This is a genomic window from Achromobacter sp. (assembly GCF_032102605.1).
Lineage (GTDB): Bacteria > Pseudomonadota > Gammaproteobacteria > Burkholderiales > Burkholderiaceae_B > Achromobacter.
In genome coordinates this window covers 93,866-112,641 of sequence record NZ_DAMDGT010000009.1, presented here as the reverse complement: position 1 = coordinate 112,641, position 18,776 = coordinate 93,866, and the positions used below count along the sequence as shown (strand labels likewise).

Genomic DNA, 18,776 nt, shown 5'->3' with positions numbered 1-18,776 from the left:
CCGGAAAGAGGCTGCAACGTCTTGATTTGCATGCGTTTTCCGGCAGCGTGAAAACTGGCACGGTGTTTGCATTGATCTCAGGGCCACGGACCGCGTGGCCTTGTATCACCTTCACCAGAGTCAGACAGATGCGCTCCTTGAGAATTATTTGTCCGAATGGACACCTGGGCTTCGCGCCCCTGCGTACCGAAAGTTTCCAGATCGGCGTGCGTGCGCAGCCCGACTACATCGCCGCCGATTCTGGCAGCGACGACGTGGGGCCCGTGCCGCTGGGCTCCGACACTTCCACCAGCCCTGAAGCCTGGCAGCGTCACGACCTGGAGCAGATGCTGCTGGCCGCGCGCGCCCAGGGTGTGCCGATGATCATCGGGTCGGCGGGCGATACCGGATCGAACAGCCGGGTCGACCTGTATGTCCGCATCATCAAGGAGCTGGCCAGGCAGCATGGCCTTGCGCCTTTCAAGATCGGCTACTTCTATTCCGAAGTGGATCGCGAGGTCGTGCGCGGCCGTATTCGCGCGGGTTCGGCCATCGCAGGCCTGGATGGGTATGCCGACCTGGTGGAATCCGAGCTGGACGCCACGGACCGCATCGTGGCGGTGGCCGGGGTGCAGCCTTACCTGAAACTGCTGGAAGCGGGCGCGGACGTCATCATCGGCGGGCGCAGTTCCGACGCGGCGGTCTTCGCGGCGCCGGCATTGCACCATGGTTTCAAGGCGGACCAGGCGTATTACCTGGGCAAGGTGCTGGAGTGCGCGTCGTTCTGCGCCGAGCCTTACGGCGGCAAGGAGACCGTGCTGGGCGAGATCAGCCACGAGGATGTGCAGGTGACGGCCATGCATCCCGAGCAACGCTGCACGATCGCATCCGTGGCGGGGCATGCGATGTACGAGCGCTCCAACCCCTACGACGAGTTCTTCGCGGGCGGCCGGCTCGACATGCGCGAGTGCCACTACGAGCAGATCAGCGAGAAGACCACGCGCATCACGGGATCGCGCTTCGTGCCCGCCGACAAGATCACCGTGAAACTCGAGGGCTCGGGCAAGGTCGGCGAACGCTACATCGGCCTGTGCGGCATTCGCGATCCCTACACGATCGCGAACGTGGACCGGGTGATCGCCTGGGCGCGCGAGAAGGTGCGTGAGCGCTTCGGCGACGACGGCTACGAGCTGCACTACAAGGTCTATGGGCGCGATGGCGTGATGGGCGATCTTGAGCCCTTGCGCAACCAGCCGGGACACGAACTGTGCGTGATGGTGCAGGGCGTGGCCCCGACGGCCGAGATGGCCGAGGAACTGACGTTGATCGGCCTGCGCCAGATGTTCTATGCGCGCCTGCCCGACGTGAAGGGCACGGCGGGATCGGTGGCGTTTCCGTTGGACGAGGTGGTGCGCGCCAGCGCCGCCTATCGCTGGACGCTGAACCACACGATCGCCGTGGACGATGTGTTCGAGCTGTTCCAAACCCACATGACCGAGGCCTGAGATCATGAGCACCCGCAAACTGAGCGAACTCGCCAAGACCATCCGCAGCAAGAACGCCGGCGTGAACAAGATCACGTTCGACATCATTTTTCGCGACCGCGACACCTATGACGCGGTACGGCGGTCGCGCGCCCTGACTCGCCGCGCCATGGCCGATCTTTACGCCATCGGCGAGGAGCGCATTTCGGATTTTGTGGAATACGATCCGGGCCTGGCGATCAAGTTCACGATCTACCGCCTTCGGCCCAGCGGGTCGGCGGGCGACGGCGACATCTTCGGCGCGCAGCAGTATGCGCCGCTGCTGGATCTGCCCGTGACCGTGTGAACCGATCCACCGGCCGCTACCCGGTAAGCGGCCGGTCCATGAGACAAGGGGAATACACATGAAAACACTGATACGCGGGGCGGCGCTGCTGGCGTGCGTCCTGGCGGGCGCCGCGTCCGCGCAGACGGCGGTGCCCAAGCAGATCAAGATCGTGGTGCCGTTTTCCGCGGGCGCCAGCAACGACGCGATTGCGCGCGCCATTGCGCCGCAGCTGGCAGAGCGGTTGAAGACGATCGTCATCGTCGAAAACCGCGTGGGCGCGGCCGGCGTGATCGGGTCGGAATACGTGGCCAAATCCGCGAAGGATGGCGCAACGCTGCTTCTGACGTCGTCGACCTTCCTGACGTCCGCGGCCACGCAGCCGCGCATGCCCTACGATCCGGTGAAGAGCTTTGCGCCGGTTGCGATGGTGGGCCAGGGTCCGCTGGTGCTGGCGGTGTCGGGCGCCAAGCCCTATGCAGACTTGCCCGGGGTGCTGGAGGCCGCGCGCGCCAGGCCGGACGCGCTGAACTATGGCACGGCGGGCATCGGATCGCTGGCGCATCTGGCCACGGTGATGATGAACGAATCCGCGAAGGTGGCGATGACGCATGTGCCCTACAAGGGCGCGGCCAACGCGGCGTCCGACCTGGCTGGCGGCCAGATCGACGTGATGCTGGCCAACTACAGTTCGTTGGCGCCGCTGGTGCAGGGCGGCAAGGTGAAGCTGGTGGCCACGACGGCGCCGGGGGCGCACGCCGCTTTTCCGGCGCTGCCGCCGGCGGCGAGCGTGCTGCCGGGCTATGCCGTCGAAATCTGGGTAGGCGTGTTCGCGCCCGCCGGCACGCCGCAAGACCTGGTCGCGCTCTACAACGACGCCATCAACCGCATCGCCACATCCAAGGAAACCACGGCGCTGCTGGACATGGACGGCACGGTGCCTGAGGCGCTGAGCAGCGCGGATTTCGGGCGTCGGGTGGCGGACGACCTGGCGCAGTGGCGCAAGGTCGCGCAAAGCCATCACATCAGCGTGGAATAGGCGGGAGCGCTGCGGGGGCGCACTATGCCGCCCGGCGCTCTCAACCCTGATCGGCGCTTTCCAGCAGTCCCAGCTTGGCCATCTGGTGCCGCAGCGCATGGCGCGACAGGCCCAGCGATTCGGCGGCGCGGCCGGCATTTCCGCCGGCGGCCACCAACGCGGTCTCGATCATGCTGCGCTGGAAGCGGCTGGTGCGTTCCGCATATCCGCCCAGCTGCGCGTCGGGCGTGCCCCTCACGATGCGCGCCGGCAGGTGTTCCAGGCCGATCGTGTCTCCCGATTCCAGGATGCAGATGCGCTCGAGCAGATTGCCGAGTTCTCGCACGTTGCCCGGCCAGGCATAGCGCCTGAAGGCTTGTTCGACCGCGGGGTCGATGCGTGTGAAGCCGCTGGCGTGAGTGCGGTTGAAGCGCGCCAGGAAGCGTTTGGCCAGCACGAAGACGTCATCGCCGCGTTCGCGCAACGGCGGCAGGTTGATCGATACGACTTGCAGCCTGTAGTAGAGGTCGTCGCGGAAACGGCCGGCGTTGACTTCCCCCAGCAGGATCTTGTTGGTGGCGGCGATGAAGCGCACGTCGGTGGAGAGCTCGCGTACCGCCCCGATGCGGCGAAAGCGCCGGCTGTCCAGCAGCGTGAGGATCTTGGCCTGCATCATGGGTTCGAGTTCACGCACCTCGTCCAGGAACACGCTGCCGCCATGCGCGATTTCCAGCAAACCTTCCTTGCGTGAGACCGCGCCCGTAAAGGCGCCGCGCTCGTGGCCGAACAGTTCCGACTCCAGCAGGTTGCCGGGAATTGCCGCGCAGTTGATCTCGGTGAAGCCTTTGTCGGCGCGGCTGGAATGATCATGCAGCGCGCGCGCCACCAGGCCCTTGCCGGTGCCGGTTTCACCATAGATCAGCACGGAACTGGCGCGGCTGCGCGCGACGCGCAGCACGAGGTCGCGCAAGGCGACGATGGAGGCGTGGTCGCCTGCGATGGTCTCGGCAAGAGGGGATGTCATCGGTTTCGGGGGAATCAGTGCGTTCCCTTGTCTTGCAGCAGCAGGCCGTGGATGTACTTGCCCGCTTCGGAGATGTCGTCGCGGATCGCCCGCGCAACGCCCGGCGCATCGCGCGCGGCCAGCGCCTCGACCGCGGCGGCGTGATGGTCCGTCGCCTTCAGGTGCGGCACGTATTCGCGCAACACCATGTTCAGCACCGGGCCGCAGCGCAGCCACAGGGTCTCGATGCTGTCCTGGATGACGTCCAGCCCGCTCAGGGCGTACAGGTGGAAATGAAAGCGGCGATGCACGTCCAGGTAGCCCTGGCGCGGCTCGGCGTCGATCAGCTGCGCCATGCCCGCATGCAGCGCGCGCAGCGTCTGCACATCCGCGTCGGTGGCATGCGCCACTGCTTCAAATGCGGCGCGCGATTCGATCTCGGCGCGCATGATCACCAACTGCTGGAAGACGTTCGCGTCCAGATGCGGCACGGTGGCGCCGCCGCCCTGGCCGCCGGTGCCGCGTTCAAGCACGCGCTCCGCGATCAGGCGGTTCACGGCGTCGCGCACGGGCGTAAGGCTGATGCCCAATTCAGCGGCGACCTCGCGCAGCACGATGCGGTGTCCGGGCGCATAGCGGCCGTTCAGCAGCGCTTCCCGCAGCGCAGCATAGGCGCGGTCCCAGAGCGTTTCGCGCTCCAGCGGGCGCAGGACGGCCGGGCGGGCGTCGGCGGAAGCGCCGGGCGAACCGGAAAAATCAGGCACAAAAACATCCTTTAAAGGCAGGTCGGCTGACCCCGCATTCTCGCATTTGCGAGCGGCGGCGTAGGGCAAAATAGGCATTGTTATTCGTTATAACGAATGATAGAGTACCGCAAAATTACTCAAAACGGCCCTGAGAGGCGGTTTTCGAAGCGTCCTCAAGGCGACTTTCGGAGGAGACCGAAAATGTCCGTTCTGTCCAAGCTCATCCTGGGCGCCGCCGCCCTGGCCTGCAGCATCCCGCTGGCGCAAGCCGCGGACAAGACGTACCCCATTCGCGAGATCCGCTTCGTCGTGCCGTGGAACGCAGGGGGCTCCAACGACATCGCCGCGCGCATGCTGCAGCAGCTGATCAGCGAGCAGGGCGTGAACGTGGTGGTGGAAAACGCGCCGGGCGCCACGGGCGCCATCGGGATGACCAAGGTGGCCAACGCGGAGCGCGACGGCTACGTGGTCGGCATGGGGACGAGTTCCACGCTGGCGCAGATTGCGCAGAACCTCACGCCGCTGCGCAATGAGCAGTTCTCGCACATCGCGCGCGTTTCCACCGACCCGCTGATGCTGCTGGTGCCGGCGGATGGTCCGGACACGCTCGATGCGTTTCTGACGAACATGAAGAAGAACCCGGGCAAGGTGTCGATCGGCACGCCCGGCAACAACAACCTCAATCACATCTTCGCGGAGATGACCGCGCGCGCGGCCGGCGCCGAGTACGTGAACGTGCCCTACCCCGGCGGCTCGCGAGTCATTGCCGACCTGTCCGGCAAGCAGATCAGCGCCGGGGTGCTGAAGCCTTCGGAGAGCAAGGCGCAGATCGATGCGAAGTACGTCAAGCCCATCGCCGTCTTCGCCAACGAGCGCCTGCCGCTGTATCCCGACGTGCCGACGTTCAAGGAAAAGGGTTACGACGTCTTCCCGTACGGTCCCCTGGTGCAGATGGCCTACGTGGTGGCGCCGGCCGGCATTCCGGACGACGTGCGCAAGCGCCTGATCCAGATCTTCGAAAAGGCCATCGGCAGCGACAAGTTCAAGGCCTTTGCCGAGCAGAACGGCTTCCTGGTTGACGACCTGACCGGCCAGGCGCTGGACAAGGAAGTCGCGAACGTCCAGACCACGTTGAACGACGTCGCGAAGAAAGTCTTCGTGAGCGCCAAGTAATCCGACTTCAAGGAGCAATACGTTGAGCCAGATAAAGAAAATCACCTGCCACGTGGTCAGCGCGCCGGTCGAGCGGCCATTCACGTCATCGCGCGGCTGGCTGTACAAGCAGCGCGGCTCGTGCATCGTCGAGATCGAGACCGCCGATGGCATCGTCGGGTGGGGTGAATGCTACGGCCCGTCGCAGGTGGCGCGCGCCTACATCGAATCGCAATACGCCCCGCGCATCATCGGCCGCGACCCGTTCGACGTAGAGGTCATCTGGGAAGACCTCTACAACCGGATCAAGGACTACGGCAACAAGGGCATGGCGATCTCGGCCCTGAGCGGCATCGACATCGCGTTGTGGGACATCATCGGCAAGACCTGCGGCAAGCCGGTGCACAAGCTCATCGGCGGCGCGTATCGCACCGAGGTGCAGTCGTACGCCACGGGCCTGTACTTCATCGACATGGACCGGTTGATCGAAGAGGCGGTGGAAGAGGCCCAGGGTTATGTGGCCGAAGGCTTCACCGCCGTGAAGATGAAGATCGGCCTGGGCTCGCCGAAGCTGGACCTGGAGCGGGTGCGGGCGGTGCGCGAGGCCGTGGGCGGCGATGTCCGCCTGATGGTGGACGCGAACCACTGCTTCACCGTGCCGGCGGCCATCCGCCTGGGGCGCGAGCTGGAAAAGCTGGATGTGGAATGGTTTGAAGAGCCCATCTCGCCCGAAGACCTGGATGGCTATGTCGAAGTGACGCGCGCGCTGGACATGGCCGTGGCCGGCGGCGAGAACGAATTCACGCGGTGGGGCTTTCGCGACATCGTGGCGCGCAAGGCCATGGACATCGTCCAGCCGGACGTGTGCGCCGCGGGCGGCATCAGCGAATGCCGCAAGATCGCGGCGCTGGCCGCCGCCCATGGTGTGGAATGCGTGCCGCACGCCTGGGGCTCGGCCATCGGGCTGGCGGCCACCCTGCACTTCCTGGCCGCCCTGCCCGACCAGCCGCCCAGCTTCCGCCCGATGCCGCCCTTGCTGGAATTCGAGCAGTGCGAGAACCCGTTCCGTGATCTGCTGACGGTCGAACCCATCGTGCAGCGGCGCGGCGTGGTGCAGATTCCCACAGGCGCGGGGCTGGGCATCGAGGTCAAGCGCGACGTGCTTGACCGCTACCGGGTCGCCTGAGCCATGCGCTTCGTCACGTTCGAAACCGCTGACGGTCAATTGCGCCCGGGGTTCCTGTCGGCGGATGGCGGCGACGTTGTCGACGTTCGCCATGCCGATGCGCCGGAATGGGCGCGGGGCCTGCCGGCTACCTTGCTCGAATGGACCGGCATGGGCCTGTCCGATATCGCGGACCGGCTGGCGCGCAGCGACTATCCGCCGTCGACGCGCCGGCCGGTCGGGTCGGTGCGGCTGGCGGCGCCTTTGCCCCGGCCGGGCAAAGTGGTGGGGGCTGCGTTCAATTTCCACGATGCGCTGCGCGAGAGGAACATGGAGCCGCCCGCCGAGCCTGTCCTCTTCATCAAGTCGGGCCGTACCGTCATCGGGCCGGGCGAAGCCGTGCGACTGCATCCGGAGGTCGGCAACGTGACGTACGAGGCCGAGCTGGGCGTGGTCATCGGCCGGACGGCGCTGCGCGTGGCGCCCGAGGATGCAATGGACTACGTGGCCGGCTACGTCATCGTCAACGACGTGAGCGCGACGGACATGGTGCGGGCCGACAAGGGCTTTGTCCGGGGCAAGAACCAGCCTACGTTCTGCCCGGTGGGCCCGTGGCTGGCCACCCCCGACGAGCTGTCCGATCCGCATGCGCTGCCCATCACGCTGCATCTGGACGATGTGTTGCGCCAGCAGGGAACCACCGCCGACCTGGTGTTCGACATCCCCGCGCTGATCGCCCATGCCTCGCGCCAGATGCCGCTGGATCCGGGCGACATCATCGCCACCGGCACCCCGGCCGGCGTGGCCGTGTCGCATGATCCGCCCGCCTGGCTGCGGCCGGGCGCGGTCATGCGCGTCACGCTGCCCGGCCTGGGCACCTTGCACACCCCCGTCATCAAGGATTGCTGAACGATGTCCTCCCTGCCTGTCGTTGCATTGACCTCTTCCATTCATCCGGACGCCCACGCCAGGCTGGCGGCCGCCTGCGAAGTGCGCGTGGCGACGGACGGCAGCGCCGATGCGCTGCGCGCGGTCGTGCGCGACGCGCAGGGCCTGATCGTCCGGAATCATCTGCCCGAGGACATCTTCGAGCATGCGCCAAGCCTGCGCGCCGTGGTGCGCCACGGCGTGGGGCTGGACATGATTCCGGTGGACCGGGCCACGGAACGCGGCATCGCCGTGGCCAACCTGCCGGGCTCCAACACCACTGCCGTGGTCGAGTATTGCCTGGGCGCCATGCTGCACCTGCGCCGCGGGCTGGCCGATATGGACGCCGCCCTGCGCAGGCAAGGATGGGCGCCCGCGCGGGCGATGGCGGATGGCGGCACCGAACTGCGGGGCACGACCTGCGGCATCGTCGGTGTCGGGACGATCGGCGCGCGACTGGCAGGGCTGGCCCAGGCGTTGGGCATGCGCACCGTGGGACTGACGCGCCGTCCTGAAACGCTGCCCGCCGGCGTGCAGGCGGTGGACAAGGATGCGCTGATGCGCGAGTCCGATGTCATCGTCCTGTGCTGCCCGCTGACGCCCCAGACACGCGGCCTGATCGATGCGGACGCGCTTGCGCTGGCCAAGCCCACCGCGATCCTGATCAACGTGGCCCGCGGCCCGGTGGTGGATGCGGCGGCGCTGGCCGATGCGCTGGCGCGCGGTGCGCTAGGCGGCGCCGCGCTGGATGTGCACGACGTCCAGCCCCTGCCCGCCGACGCGGCGATCCGGAATGCGCCGCGCGTGCTGCTGACGCCTCATGTGGCGGGCAGCACCGCCACCAGCATGCGCCGCATGAGCGCGGGCGCGGTGGACGACATGCTGCGCATGCTGGGCGGCCAGCCTCCCTCTCATCCTGTCAACGCAATCTGAATCCTGGTCCTGGAGCTTCCATGAAGATCGTAGATATCAAGGCTGTGCCTATCTCGTTTCCCGTGCCGGAGAACCGGTCCGTGCGCCTGGGCATCGGCCGCAGCGTCAAGCGCGATGCGGTGCTGGTGCGCGTGACCACGGACGAGGGTGTGTCCGGCTGGGGCGAGGCCCATCACGGCCGCTGCCCGGGCGCCATCGCGCGCCTGATCGACACCACGCTGCGCGAACTGGTGGTGGGCATGGATGCGCTGGATAACGTGGGCGTGACGGCCCGCGTGCTGAAGATGCAATTCGCCAGCCACGGCATGGGCGCCGCGGCCGCCCTGGCGTTGAGCGGACTGGATCTGGCGCTGTGGGACATACGCTCGCAGGTGACGCAATGGCCGCTGTATCGCCTGCTGGGCGGCTCCAGCAAGCCCATCAAGGCGTACGCCGGCGGCATCGCGCTGGGCTGGCAGCCGCCGGACCAGCTGGTTGACGAGGCCCGCGGCCTGCTCGAACTGGGTTACCGCGCGCTGAAGCTGCGCGTGGGCGACACGCCGCGCCGGGACATCGAGCGCGTCGAGGCGGTGCGCAAGGCGGCGGGCGATGACATCGACATCCTGGTGGACGCCAATACGGGATACAGCCTGGACGACGTGCGCCGCGTGATGCCGGCCTTCGAGGCGCAGGGCGTGGGCTGGCTGGAAGAGCCGTTTCCCGCCCACGATCACGACGCCTACGCGCGGGCGGCGCGGCTGGGCCGCGTGCCGCTGGCAGCGGGCGAAAACCACTACACGCGCTATGAATTTGGCCCGCTGCTGCAGGCGGGGAATGTGACCTTCATCCAGCCTGATCTGTCCAAGACGGGCGGCGTCACCGAGGCGATGCGGATCGCGGGCATGGCGGCGGCGCTGAAGCTGAGCGTCAATCCGCACACGTCCGCCACCGCCATCAACATGGCGACCAGCATCCACTATCTGTGCGGCGTCGACAACCCGGGCTATTTTGAAGCCGACGTGACGGTGCTGAACCCGTTCCGGGATGAAATGGCCGACCGGCTGCCCTACACGCTGGACGCGGAGGGCTGCGTGCGGCCGCTGGATGGCCCGGGCATCGGCCTTGCGATCGACGAGAAGTTCATCGCGGCGCACCCGCTGATCGAAGGGCCCTGCTACGTGTGACGGGCGGCGCGCCGCGCGCCGGGCTTTTGCAGCCGGACGCGCGGCGCGCCCGCGGCATCAGCCGCCCGCCTCGCGCTTGCGATGCGCGAAGTTCAGCGTGACCATCAAGCCGGCCAACATGGAAAACAGGTGCTTGATCGTGTGGCCGCTGAGCCAGGCGATGTACTGGAACACCTGGTGGTCCAGCAGTTCGGCGGCCTTGGCCAGCACGTAGAACGCGATGGCGGCACCGAAATACAGCCGCTCGCGCACGGGCGTGCCGTTGCGCCATTGCAGCAGCGGAACCAGCAAGAGCGGCATGAACTGCACGAACAGGTAGGGGCGAAGGTCGCCGGTCGAATAATTGTCCGTGTACCACCACCAGCCCACGCTGGCCACCGCCAGCACGGTCCACAGAATGTCGACCCAGCGTCCGTCTCCCACGGTTTCGCGCCAGACGGCGGACAGGATGCCGGCGCACAGCAGGGCGATGGGCAGGCGGTCCCAGATCAATCGGGCGTTGTCGGGCACCAGGTGATACCAGCCCGAACCGAAGGCCGTCAGCACCAGGGCAAAGAAGAACACCGTATAGCCCGGGCGGATGGCGTCCAGCGCGGGGTTCTGGCGCGAGTGCAGCACGAGCGCCAGGCCATACCAGCCGACGACCGCGAAGCCAAGGTTGGACAGGACGTCGCCCGCGTTGGGAATGCCCAGCCACGAACGTTTGTCGGCGAAGTCGTGGTAGTGCTCGAGCTGGGGGATCGGCCCGTACAGCGCGAGGCCCAGCGCCACCACGATCACTATCGTCCACGGAAGCACGCGGCGCGCGTGTGGATTGGCGTTCGATGCTGCGGTCTGAGGGCTCATGCAGTTTCGTCCCCGGGCTGTGGAATAGCCGGCTAGCGTTGATAGTAAAGGCCTCGTCCGGCCACCTCCAGCCTCCCGAACCGGGTTCTTCCGGCTTTTTTATGTCCTTGTGTATCCGGCCGCCCTGCGCGTACACGCCGACACCCAAGGCCGCCCGGCTTGCGCCACAGTGACGTCCAGCAGTCCTGTCCCTTGAACATGACATCTTGGAGAATCACTATGTCCGAACCGGTAAACGTCCAGCGGCGCCGCCTGCTGGGCACGACGACTTCCCTGGCGGGCGCAAGCCTGCTGGGCCTGGCGATGGGCGGCGACGCGTTCGCCCGGTCCGTGGCTTCCGCTGCGAGCGGCTGGGCGCCCGCGTTCGGCAACATCCGGCAGATACGGGCCGGCACGCTCGACGTGGGCTATGTCGATGCCGGTCCAGCCGATGGGCCCGTCGCCCTCCTGCTTCACGGCTGGCCCTACGATATCCACAGCTTCATCGATGTCGTGCCCCGCCTGACCGCGGCCGGCTATCGCGTCATCGTGCCCTATCTGCGCGGCTATGGAACCACGCGGATCGTGTCGCCCGACACGCCGCGCAACGGCGAACAAGCCGTCGTGGCGGTGGACATGATTGCCCTGATGGACGCGTTGAAGATCGGCAAGGCGGTGGTCGCCGGATTCGACTGGGGCGCGCGCACGGCCTGCATCATGGCGGCGCTGTGGCCGCAGCGTTGCGAAGCACTGGTGTCCGTCAGCGGCTATCTGATCGGCAGCCAGGAAGGCAACCGCAAACCCCTGCCGCCGCAGGCCGAGCTGCAATGGTGGTATCAGTTCTACTTCGCCACGGAACGCGGCGCAGCCGGCTATGCGGCCAACGTCGACAGTTTCAACAAACTGATCTGGCAGCTGGCGTCGCCGCAATGGCGCTTTGACGACGCTACGTACCAGCGTTCGGCGCGCGCCTTCGACAATCCGGACCACGTCGACATCGTGGTGCACAACTACCGCTGGCGGTTGGGATTGGCGCGCGGCGAGGCGCAATACGACGAACTCGAGGCGCGGCTGGCGCAATTGCCGAAGATCGGCATTCCGTCCATCACGATGGAAGGCGACGCCAATGGCGCCCCGCATCCGCCTCCTGCCGCGTACGCCGGACAATTCACGAGCAAGTATCAGCACATCGACGTGGGCGTCGGTGTGGGTCACAACCTGCCGCAGGAAGCGCCCAAGGCGTTCGCCGACGCAGTGATCCGCGTCACCCGCCTGTAGGGCGGGAGACCCGGCGCGTCAGGCCAGGCCCGCGAGCCAGCCCGAGACGGTCTCAAGCACCTGCTCGGGCATTTCGCGATGCGGCACGTGGCCGCACTGCGCGTAGATGACCTTGCGCGCGCCGGCCAGGCGGGAAATGCGCTCGGCATGCTCGGTGGATCCGTACTCGTCGCTGTCGCCGTGCAGCGCCAGCGCCGGGCTGGCGACCCTGGCCAGCTCCGCGTCCAGCGTCCAGTCGGCGAATTCCGGCGACAGCCAGGTGTCTATCCAAGCGCTCAGCACCCACGCCGCCTTTTCGCCGTGGTATTTCTTCAGGCGGTCGAGCTGCCCCGGCTGCGCAAAAGAAACGCGCGCCTGCCGGATGCCTTCCAGCGTGCGCGCTTCGGCAAAGACCTGGGCCGATTCGGTGATCAGCGCCTGGCACGCGTTACCGTGAGCCGCCGCGCTGGCGATGGCCATGCCGCCGCCCACGCTGTGGCCGAAGACGGCGTAGCGGTCGATGCCCAGGGCTTCGCGGACGGCGCGAAAGCCCTCGTTCGGCTCGCGGACGACGAAATCCGGGGCGAGCGTGGCGGCGTTCGGATCCGAGCGGCCAAAGCCCAGCCGGTCATAAGCGATGACGGCGCGCCCCGTGGCGGCGGCAATCTGTTGGGGAAAGTCGCGCCACAGTTCCACGCATCCCAGCGAATCATGCATCAGCACGATGGGCGCTTCATTCGCGCCGGGGGCGTCCGGCGTCCAGCGGCGGGCAAAGATCTGGCCGCTTCCGGTGGGAACGAAAACATCTTGGGACTCGACGGACGACATCTTGGGCTCTCACAAAATGAATGGCTCGGGCGCCTGTGCAGCCAGGCTGCCGCCGGGCGGGGACAGCCCGGAATAGTAGCGTAGGCATACGGGGGCTCGACAGTGAAAAACGGGTCCGCAACCCCCGGCTCGTATCAGACCGGTGACGTTACGAATTCAATTGCTACGACGCCCTTGGGACGTGACTTCAGGTGCTCATGATTTGTCGCATTGAGCGCCCCGCGTGCCCGCCGCCCGGCCGCGCCCCGCCGCTACGATGGCCGCAGTCATTCACAGCACCAGGAGCAAGTCATGAAATTCCAAGTCCGCCATATTGCTGGCGTCGCCGCGCTGATTGCCGCGCAGTGTTTCGCCGGGGCCGCGCATGCGCAGTGGATTGACGCCGTGAAGGGCCAGATGGGCGGATCCAGCCAGTCCGGATCGGGCGGCATCATGCAGGGCCTGGGCAACAGCCTGCCGCTTTCGTCGCTGACTCCCGCCACGGCCGGCAATGCGGCCGGCGTACTGGAATTCTGCGCGAAGAACAACTACCTGGCGGGCGGCGATGCAGCGGCCCTGAAGGACAAACTGCTGGGCAAGGTATCGGGCAACCCGACGCAAGCCAAATCCGACTCGGGTTACCTGGCCGGCATACAGGGCATGCTGAATGGCAGCGACGGCAAGTCCGTCGATCTGAGCGGCGGCGGCTTGAAGGAAGAAATTACCCGCAAGGCCTGCGACCAGGTCCTGAAGCACGCCAAATCGTTCCTGTAATCCTGCAGGCCTGCAGGCCTGCAAGCGTGCAGGCCCATACCTGGCGGCTTAGCCGCCTTCTTTCCGCGGCCGGCCAGCCTGTGCTGGCGGCCGCCGGCCTTCCCCCCGGACCTGCGCGTTCGGCGGAAATCGCCCGTCTCGGGCGCCATCCCCCGGCTTCCCCTTTCCAGCAGGAATCCGCCCCGACCCTCGCGGAAATATCAACATGTGAAACGACGCATGGCCGCGACCGGCGCAGAACGCGCGTGCGCGCTTATGGTGAATGGGCCTGCTGCGCGTTGCGCGTGCGCAGCCCTTCGATCCGTTGGAATGGGAGAACGCCATCGTGCCCGCCCTGCCAGTTTCCGCCCTGCATGCGGCTTTTGCCGTGCAGGTGCATGCCGCCATCGCCGACATCGTCGACGATCCGGAAGCGATCCGCCAACTCAAGGACATCTGGACGCAGTATCCGGTCATGATCTTCCGGCGCCAGGCGCTGGACGAGCCGGAGTTGGTGCGGTTCTCGGAGCATTTTGGCGTCTGCGACGCCTCGTTCCGCAAAGACATCCAGTCGCCGTACCACGAGCAAGTCATCTACTTCAGCACCCTGAAATATGCGGACGGACGGCATGTCGGGGGCTTTGCCGGCGGCGAGGACGTGGCCTGGCATTCCGATCAGACCTATCAGCTTCGACCCGCCACCGGGGCCATTCTCTACGGCGTGGAAGTCCCCGTCGAGGGCGGCGACATGTATTGGGCCGACCAGTACGGCGCCTGGGATCGACTGAGCCGCGACGTGCAGGAACGCATTGCCGGGCGCATGGGCACCTACCGTTACGCCAAGCGCTATGCCGCGCTGAACACTCTGGAATTGAAGGACGCGGCCAAGGCGAACGCCATGCTGGCGCTGCCCGATGCCCGTCACCCGCTGGTGCTGACCCATCCCAGGACGGGCCGCAAGGCGCTGTACGCGGATCCGACCACGCTGGTGTCCGTCGAAGGACTGACACCGGACGAGAACGCGCAAGTGCTGCCCCTGCTGTTCGAGACAGGCGGACACGCCAGCGTGACCTACCGCCACCGGGTGCGCAACGGCGACGTGATGCTGTGGGACAACGGCTGCACGATGCACCGCCGCGACCCGATGCGGCTTGATCAGCCGCGCCTGATGAAACGCACCACGTTCCGGCTGTCCGCCGACGACTACTGCGTACCGCAAGCCTGACAAGGAGAGGCAACGCTCATGAACCAATCCAAGGTATTCCTGAAGGTGAATCGCGTGGACGCCGCCGTGGTTGAACAGGCGCAGGGCGTCACGGTGGCCGACGTGCATGAGGCCATGGGCGTCGCCGGCCGTCCGGCGTTGCTGGGGGCCCGCATGCGGCCCATCGCCGAAGGACAACGGCGCATCGCGGGGCCCGCCGTGACCGCGTACTGCTGGCCTGGGGACAACCTGATGATGCATCGCGCGCTGTACCTCGCGCAGCCGGGCGACGTGCTGGTCGTCGTCTGCCAGGCCGAGCTGTCGGGCGCGCAGTGGGGCGACCTGGCCACGCGCTACGCGCTTGAAAAAGGCCTGGCGGGCGTGGTGGTGCAGGGATGCGTGCGCGACGTGGACCAGGTGCGCGCGCTGGGATTGCCCGTGTGGTCCACGCACATCTGGCCGATGCATCCCGACAAGAACGGCCACGGATCCGTCAATGCGCCCGTCGTTTGCGAGGGCGTCGAGATCCGGCCCGGCGACCTCATCGTGGCGGATGGCGACGGCGTGGTCCGCGTGCCGCGCGACGAGGCGCCGCGTATCGTCGACGCCGCCATCGCGAAGATGCAGAAGGAAGAGGACGTGGCGGGGCGCGTGAAGGCGGGCGCGTCCGTATGGGAACTGAGCGGCGCATCAACCGCCTATGCGCGCCTGCAGATAGAAGAAACGAACGCAGCCTTCGACGACTGATCGACGGGCGCAACGAGGAGACGACCATGCAAACGAATCGCCGCAGGATACTGTTGGCGCCGCTGGCCTGTGCGCTGGCCACGGCCCTGCCCGCGCGGGCGTGGGCCCAGGCGGCCCCCGCCGCGAAGGATTATCCGGCGCGCCCGGTCAAGCTCATCGTCGCCGCCGCGGCCGGCAGCAGCCCGGACGCAATGAGCCGGCAGATCGCCAGCGCACTGGGCGCGCGGTGGCATCAGCCCGTGGTCATCGAGAACGCGGTGGGACTGGGCGGCGTCATCGGCACGGAACGCGCCGCCAAACAGGCGCCCGACGGATACACGCTGCTGGTCAGCACCAGCGGCGCGATGTCGGTGGGCGGCAGCCTGATGCGCCTGCCCTACGACCCGGTCAACGACTTCCAGCCGCTGACCATGATGATGTACATGCCGAACCTGCTGGTGGTGCACCCGTCGGTTCCGGCCAAGACGCTGGGCGAGCTGATCGCCTATGGCAAGCGCAATCCGGGAAAGCTGCGCTACGGGCATCCGGGCGTGGGCACGACGCCGCATTTGTCCGCCGAATTGCTGAAGGACATGACCGGCCTGCAGATGGAGGCCATTCCATACAAGTCCAGCGCGCAGATGGCGTCGGACCTGCTGGCGGGGCATTACGAAGTGCTCTTTCACAACAGCTCGGTGATGCTGCCTTATGTGCAGGCCGGCAGCGCGCGCGCCTTGGGCGTCACCAGCGCCCAGCGCCTGCCCGCGCTGCCCGATGTGCCCGCGGTGGGCGAAGCCGAGGGACTCGGCGGCTTCGAGGTGACGGCGTGGTGGGGCATCTACGCGCCGGCCGGCATGTCCGCGGACCTGGCCGCAAGGCTCACCACCGATATCGACGCCGTCTTGAAGCAGGCCGCGCTGGTGGCCTGGATCAAGGACCAGGGCGGCTCGGTGGGCGGAGGATCGCAACGGCAGCTCAGCGACTACCAGGGCGCCGAAACGCGCAAATGGCGCGAGCTGATCGCAAAAGCCAATATCCGGGCCGATTGAGCCGCGGCGTGCGTCGAAGTTTCACAAGCTGAACTTTCGCGGTTCGAAGCCAGCGCGCAATGGCCAGCCGATACCTAGACTGGCCATTCCCGAAACACTCCGAGTAGAAGACCACGATGAACCGAGATGCCGTTGAGGCGGGCCTGCGGACCCGCAGCGAAGTGCTGGGCGCGACGCATGTCGCCACGTCCATGAATGCCGACAACTTCAGCCGGCCGCTGGAGGAGTTCGTCTCCGAATACTGCTGGAACGAGATCTGGAACCGGCCGGGCCTGGACCGCCGCACGCGCAGCGTCATCAACGTGGCCATGCTGACGGCATTGAATCGCCCGCAGCAGTTGAAGCTGCATATCAAGGGGGCGATCAACAACGGCCTGTCGCGCGGCGAGCTGCAGGAGATCCTGTTGCAGGCTGCGGTGTACTGCGGCGTGCCGGCGGGCGTCGATGCATTCAGGACCGCGCGGGAGGCCTTCGCCGAACTGCTAACGACCTCATCACAGCCATAGCCCGGGAGCCACAGCCATGCCCTGCGCATCCACCCTGAAAACCCGGGACGCCGTGTCCGAAGCCGAGTGGAAAACTCGTGTCGACCTGGCCGCGGCCTATCGCCTGATGCCGCTGTTCGGCATGAGCGATCTTGTCTACAACCACATCACCGCCAGCATTCCCGGCGAAAAGGGCAAGCTGCTGATCAACCCCTTCGGGTACATGTACGAAGAGATCACCGCGTCGTCGCTGATCACGATAGACCTTGAGGGCAAGGTGCTGTTCAACCCGAACGAGACCTATGGCGTCAACCAGGCCGGCTATGTGATTCATGGCGCGGTGCATGCGGCGCGCGCCGACGTGCACTGCGTGGTCCACACGCATTCGCGCGCGGGCATGGCGGTGTCGGCCTTGAAGTGCGGCTTGCTGCCGCTGACGCAGACCGCGATGCGCTTTGCCAGCATCGCGTATCACGACTTCGAGGGTCCGGCCATCGACCTGGAGGAACGCCAGCGCCTGGTGCGCGACCTGGGCAAGGGCGATGCCATGGTGCTGCGCAATCATGGCCTGCTGGTCGCCAGCGCCGATATCGCGCAGGCCTTCAACACCATCTATTGGCTGGAAATGGCGTGCCGCGCGCAGGTGGACGCGATGGCTTGCAACACCGAGCTGAACCTGGCCGATCCCGAGGTCGTGAAGCGGACCGAGCACCTGTACCGGCCCGAAGTGCGCCGCCCGCACGGCGTACTTGAATGGCCGGCCATGCGGCGCTATCTGGACCGTCGCGATCCGTCCTACCAGGACTGAACCCCACAAACATCGACACAAGGAGACATCGATATGAGCGAACCCATTGGATTCATCGGCCTGGGCAGCATGGGCGCGCCGCTGGCGATGCGCCTGCTGGATACCGGGCATTCCCTGGTCATCCACGACGTGCGTCCCGAGGCGCTGGCGCAATTCGCCGGCCGTGACGTCAAGGCGGCCGGATCGGTGCGCGAAGTCGCGGACACGGCGCGCATCGTCCTGGTCAGCCTGCCCACGCCGGACATCGTGCGCGCGGTCGTGACGGGGCCGGACGGGCTGATCGGCGGCGAACGCGTCAAGCTGTATGTGGACCTGTCGACCACGGGACCGATCGTGGCGCGGGAAATCGGCGCGGCGCTGGCCGCCAAGGGGATCGGCGTGGTCGACGCGCCGGTGTCGGGCGGCGTGGCGGGAGCCGCCACCGGCAAGCTGGTGCTGATGGCAGCGGGCGCCGCGAACGATGTCGCGCAGGCGCTGCCGATCCTGCAAAACCTGGGCCAGGTCGAAGTGGTGGGCGACGCCCCGGGCATGGGCCAAAGCCTGAAGCTGATCAATAACGTGCTGTCGGCCACGCACATGGCCATCGTGTCCGAAGCGATGGTGCTGGGCGTGAAGGCCGGCCTGGACCCCGAGGTGATGCTCACGGTGCTCAACAAGGGGTCGGGGCGCAATACATCGACGGAAGAACGGTTTCCGAAGTTCGTGTTGCCGCGCACGTTCGACAACGGCTTTTCCAACGCCCTGATGCGCAAGGACCTGAAGCTGTGCATGGAAATGGCGGAGGCGATGCAGGTGCCGATGTGGGTCGGAACCGCGGTGGACCGGCTGTGGATGCAGACCGTCCTGCAGATCGGGCCCAACGAGAACACCACCACCATCGTCAAGACGATCGAGCAATGGGCGGGCGTCGAGGTGCGCGGAAAGTCCGCGCAGCCGCGCGCCGCGGCGGCATGAACGACAAACGAGG

General features: G+C 66.7%; 20 protein-coding genes. 16 read left to right on the top strand and 4 right to left on the bottom strand.

Annotated features, from left to right (window positions below):
• Positions 1 to 128: 128 nt before the first annotated feature.
• From RT614_RS20125 to RT614_RS20115, 3 genes are read left to right on the top strand one after another with little or no spacing between them, the layout of a single operon-like run.
• Positions 129 to 1,484 carry an acyclic terpene utilization AtuA family protein gene (locus RT614_RS20125; RefSeq protein WP_313623891.1) on the top strand — a complete coding sequence of 452 codons (1,356 nt, stop codon included), beginning with the start codon at positions 129 to 131 and terminating at the stop codon, positions 1,482 to 1,484.
• Between the two features lie 4 nt (positions 1,485 to 1,488).
• The gene (locus RT614_RS20120) at positions 1,489 to 1,809 is read left to right on the top strand and encodes a DUF4387 domain-containing protein (RefSeq protein ID WP_313623890.1); all 321 of its coding nucleotides are present in this window, start codon (positions 1,489 to 1,491) and stop codon (positions 1,807 to 1,809) included.
• Positions 1,810 to 1,867: 58 nt separating this feature from the next.
• Positions 1,868 to 2,827, top strand: coding sequence for a tripartite tricarboxylate transporter substrate-binding protein (locus RT614_RS20115; RefSeq protein WP_313623889.1), 960 nt, complete (start codon positions 1,868 to 1,870; stop codon positions 2,825 to 2,827).
• A 40-nt stretch (positions 2,828 to 2,867) separates the two neighbouring features.
• On the opposite strand, the gene RT614_RS20110 is transcribed toward RT614_RS20115, so the two are convergent.
• Positions 2,868 to 3,830 carry a sigma-54 dependent transcriptional regulator gene (locus RT614_RS20110; RefSeq protein ID WP_313623888.1) on the bottom strand — a complete coding sequence of 321 codons (963 nt, stop codon included), beginning with the start codon at positions 3,828 to 3,830 and terminating at the stop codon, positions 2,868 to 2,870.
• Between the two features lie 14 nt (positions 3,831 to 3,844).
• The gene (locus tag RT614_RS20105) at positions 3,845 to 4,573 is read right to left on the bottom strand and encodes a GntR family transcriptional regulator (RefSeq protein WP_313623887.1); all 729 of its coding nucleotides are present in this window, start codon (positions 4,571 to 4,573) and stop codon (positions 3,845 to 3,847) included.
• Positions 4,574 to 4,756: 183 nt separating this feature from the next.
• Here RT614_RS20105 and RT614_RS20100 point away from each other — a divergent pair, with 183 nt between their 5' ends.
• Genes RT614_RS20100 through RT614_RS20080 form a run of 5 tightly spaced genes read left to right on the top strand, consistent with a single transcriptional unit; the run spans position 4,757 to position 9,895 of the window.
• Positions 4,757 to 5,728, top strand: a complete 972-nt coding sequence (locus RT614_RS20100) for a tripartite tricarboxylate transporter substrate binding protein (protein ID WP_313623886.1) — start codon at positions 4,757 to 4,759, stop codon at positions 5,726 to 5,728.
• Positions 5,729 to 5,750: 22 nt separating this feature from the next.
• Positions 5,751 to 6,893: a mandelate racemase/muconate lactonizing enzyme family protein gene (locus tag RT614_RS20095; protein ID WP_313623885.1), complete on the top strand. Its 1,143-nt coding sequence runs from the start codon at positions 5,751 to 5,753 to the stop codon at positions 6,891 to 6,893.
• Between the two features lie 3 nt (positions 6,894 to 6,896).
• A complete protein-coding gene (locus RT614_RS20090; protein ID WP_313623884.1) occupies positions 6,897 to 7,781 on the top strand; it encodes a fumarylacetoacetate hydrolase family protein in 885 nt (294 codons plus the stop codon).
• 3 nt (positions 7,782 to 7,784) lie between these two features.
• On the top strand, positions 7,785 to 8,732 hold the full coding sequence (locus RT614_RS20085) for an NAD(P)-dependent oxidoreductase (protein ID WP_313623883.1): 948 nt from the start codon (positions 7,785 to 7,787) through the stop codon (positions 8,730 to 8,732).
• 20 nt (positions 8,733 to 8,752) lie between these two features.
• Complete coding sequence (locus tag RT614_RS20080) at positions 8,753 to 9,895, top strand: mandelate racemase/muconate lactonizing enzyme family protein (protein WP_313623882.1); 1,143 nt, start codon at positions 8,753 to 8,755, stop codon at positions 9,893 to 9,895.
• A 57-nt stretch (positions 9,896 to 9,952) separates the two neighbouring features.
• Here the strand turns inward: RT614_RS20080 and RT614_RS20075 are convergent, their stop codons facing one another.
• Positions 9,953 to 10,741, bottom strand: coding sequence for a hypothetical protein (locus RT614_RS20075; RefSeq protein ID WP_313623881.1), 789 nt, complete (start codon positions 10,739 to 10,741; stop codon positions 9,953 to 9,955).
• A gap of 219 nt (positions 10,742 to 10,960) precedes the next feature.
• Between RT614_RS20075 and RT614_RS20070 the strand changes: the two genes are divergently transcribed.
• The gene (locus RT614_RS20070; protein WP_313623880.1) at positions 10,961 to 11,998 is read left to right on the top strand and encodes an alpha/beta hydrolase; all 1,038 of its coding nucleotides are present in this window, start codon (positions 10,961 to 10,963) and stop codon (positions 11,996 to 11,998) included.
• Between the two features lie 18 nt (positions 11,999 to 12,016).
• Here the strand turns inward: RT614_RS20070 and RT614_RS20065 are convergent, their stop codons facing one another.
• Positions 12,017 to 12,805 (bottom strand): alpha/beta fold hydrolase, encoded by a 789-nt coding sequence (locus RT614_RS20065; RefSeq protein WP_313623879.1) that lies wholly within the window; start codon positions 12,803 to 12,805, stop codon positions 12,017 to 12,019.
• Positions 12,806 to 13,096: 291 nt separating this feature from the next.
• Between RT614_RS20065 and RT614_RS20060 the strand changes: the two genes are divergently transcribed.
• The 7 genes from RT614_RS20060 (at position 13,097) to RT614_RS20030 (ending at position 18,763) form a co-directional block, all read left to right on the top strand.
• Complete coding sequence (locus tag RT614_RS20060) at positions 13,097 to 13,558, top strand: DUF2501 domain-containing protein (protein WP_313623878.1); 462 nt, start codon at positions 13,097 to 13,099, stop codon at positions 13,556 to 13,558.
• Positions 13,559 to 13,820: 262 nt separating this feature from the next.
• Positions 13,821 to 14,762: a TauD/TfdA family dioxygenase gene (locus tag RT614_RS20055; protein WP_313623877.1), complete on the top strand. Its 942-nt coding sequence runs from the start codon at positions 13,821 to 13,823 to the stop codon at positions 14,760 to 14,762.
• A gap of 18 nt (positions 14,763 to 14,780) precedes the next feature.
• Positions 14,781 to 15,488, top strand: a complete 708-nt coding sequence (locus RT614_RS20050) for a 4-carboxy-4-hydroxy-2-oxoadipate aldolase/oxaloacetate decarboxylase (RefSeq protein ID WP_313623876.1) — start codon at positions 14,781 to 14,783, stop codon at positions 15,486 to 15,488.
• A 26-nt stretch (positions 15,489 to 15,514) separates the two neighbouring features.
• Positions 15,515 to 16,516: a tripartite tricarboxylate transporter substrate binding protein gene (locus RT614_RS20045; RefSeq protein WP_313623875.1), complete on the top strand. Its 1,002-nt coding sequence runs from the start codon at positions 15,515 to 15,517 to the stop codon at positions 16,514 to 16,516.
• A gap of 116 nt (positions 16,517 to 16,632) precedes the next feature.
• Entirely contained in the window at positions 16,633 to 17,022 is a 390-nt protein-coding gene (locus tag RT614_RS20040; protein WP_313623874.1) for a carboxymuconolactone decarboxylase family protein, read from the top strand.
• 16 nt (positions 17,023 to 17,038) lie between these two features.
• The gene (locus RT614_RS20035) at positions 17,039 to 17,809 is read left to right on the top strand and encodes a class II aldolase/adducin family protein (protein WP_313623873.1); all 771 of its coding nucleotides are present in this window, start codon (positions 17,039 to 17,041) and stop codon (positions 17,807 to 17,809) included.
• A 33-nt stretch (positions 17,810 to 17,842) separates the two neighbouring features.
• On the top strand, positions 17,843 to 18,763 hold the full coding sequence (locus tag RT614_RS20030; RefSeq protein WP_313623872.1) for an NAD(P)-dependent oxidoreductase: 921 nt from the start codon (positions 17,843 to 17,845) through the stop codon (positions 18,761 to 18,763).
• Positions 18,764 to 18,776: the final 13 nt, after the last annotated feature.

Excerpts from the sequence above, each read along its gene's own strand:
- RT614_RS20080 (WP_313623882.1), top strand. The coding sequence starts at position 8,753 with ATGAAGATCGTAGATATCAAGGCTGTGCCTATCTCGTTTCCCGTGCCG.
- RT614_RS20040 (WP_313623874.1), top strand. The coding sequence starts at position 16,633 with ATGAACCGAGATGCCGTTGAGGCGGGCCTGCGGACCCGCAGCGAAGTG.
- RT614_RS20045 (WP_313623875.1), top strand. The coding sequence starts at position 15,515 with ATGCAAACGAATCGCCGCAGGATACTGTTGGCGCCGCTGGCCTGTGCG.
- RT614_RS20075 (WP_313623881.1), bottom strand. The coding sequence starts at position 10,741 with ATGAGCCCTCAGACCGCAGCATCGAACGCCAATCCACACGCGCGCCGC.
- RT614_RS20110 (WP_313623888.1), bottom strand. The coding sequence starts at position 3,830 with ATGACATCCCCTCTTGCCGAGACCATCGCAGGCGACCACGCCTCCATC.
- RT614_RS20100 (WP_313623886.1), top strand. The coding sequence starts at position 4,757 with ATGTCCGTTCTGTCCAAGCTCATCCTGGGCGCCGCCGCCCTGGCCTGC.
- RT614_RS20120 (WP_313623890.1), top strand. The coding sequence starts at position 1,489 with ATGAGCACCCGCAAACTGAGCGAACTCGCCAAGACCATCCGCAGCAAG.
- RT614_RS20090 (WP_313623884.1), top strand. The coding sequence starts at position 6,897 with ATGCGCTTCGTCACGTTCGAAACCGCTGACGGTCAATTGCGCCCGGGG.
- RT614_RS20070 (WP_313623880.1), top strand. The coding sequence starts at position 10,961 with ATGTCCGAACCGGTAAACGTCCAGCGGCGCCGCCTGCTGGGCACGACG.
- RT614_RS20030 (WP_313623872.1), top strand. The coding sequence starts at position 17,843 with ATGAGCGAACCCATTGGATTCATCGGCCTGGGCAGCATGGGCGCGCCG.
- RT614_RS20055 (WP_313623877.1), top strand. The coding sequence starts at position 13,821 with ATGGGCCTGCTGCGCGTTGCGCGTGCGCAGCCCTTCGATCCGTTGGAA.
- RT614_RS20035 (WP_313623873.1), top strand. The coding sequence starts at position 17,039 with ATGCCCTGCGCATCCACCCTGAAAACCCGGGACGCCGTGTCCGAAGCC.
- RT614_RS20125 (WP_313623891.1), top strand. The coding sequence starts at position 129 with ATGCGCTCCTTGAGAATTATTTGTCCGAATGGACACCTGGGCTTCGCG.
- RT614_RS20060 (WP_313623878.1), top strand. The coding sequence starts at position 13,097 with ATGAAATTCCAAGTCCGCCATATTGCTGGCGTCGCCGCGCTGATTGCC.
- RT614_RS20065 (WP_313623879.1), bottom strand. The coding sequence starts at position 12,805 with ATGTCGTCCGTCGAGTCCCAAGATGTTTTCGTTCCCACCGGAAGCGGC.
- RT614_RS20050 (WP_313623876.1), top strand. The coding sequence starts at position 14,781 with ATGAACCAATCCAAGGTATTCCTGAAGGTGAATCGCGTGGACGCCGCC.
- RT614_RS20115 (WP_313623889.1), top strand. The coding sequence starts at position 1,868 with ATGAAAACACTGATACGCGGGGCGGCGCTGCTGGCGTGCGTCCTGGCG.
- RT614_RS20085 (WP_313623883.1), top strand. The coding sequence starts at position 7,785 with ATGTCCTCCCTGCCTGTCGTTGCATTGACCTCTTCCATTCATCCGGAC.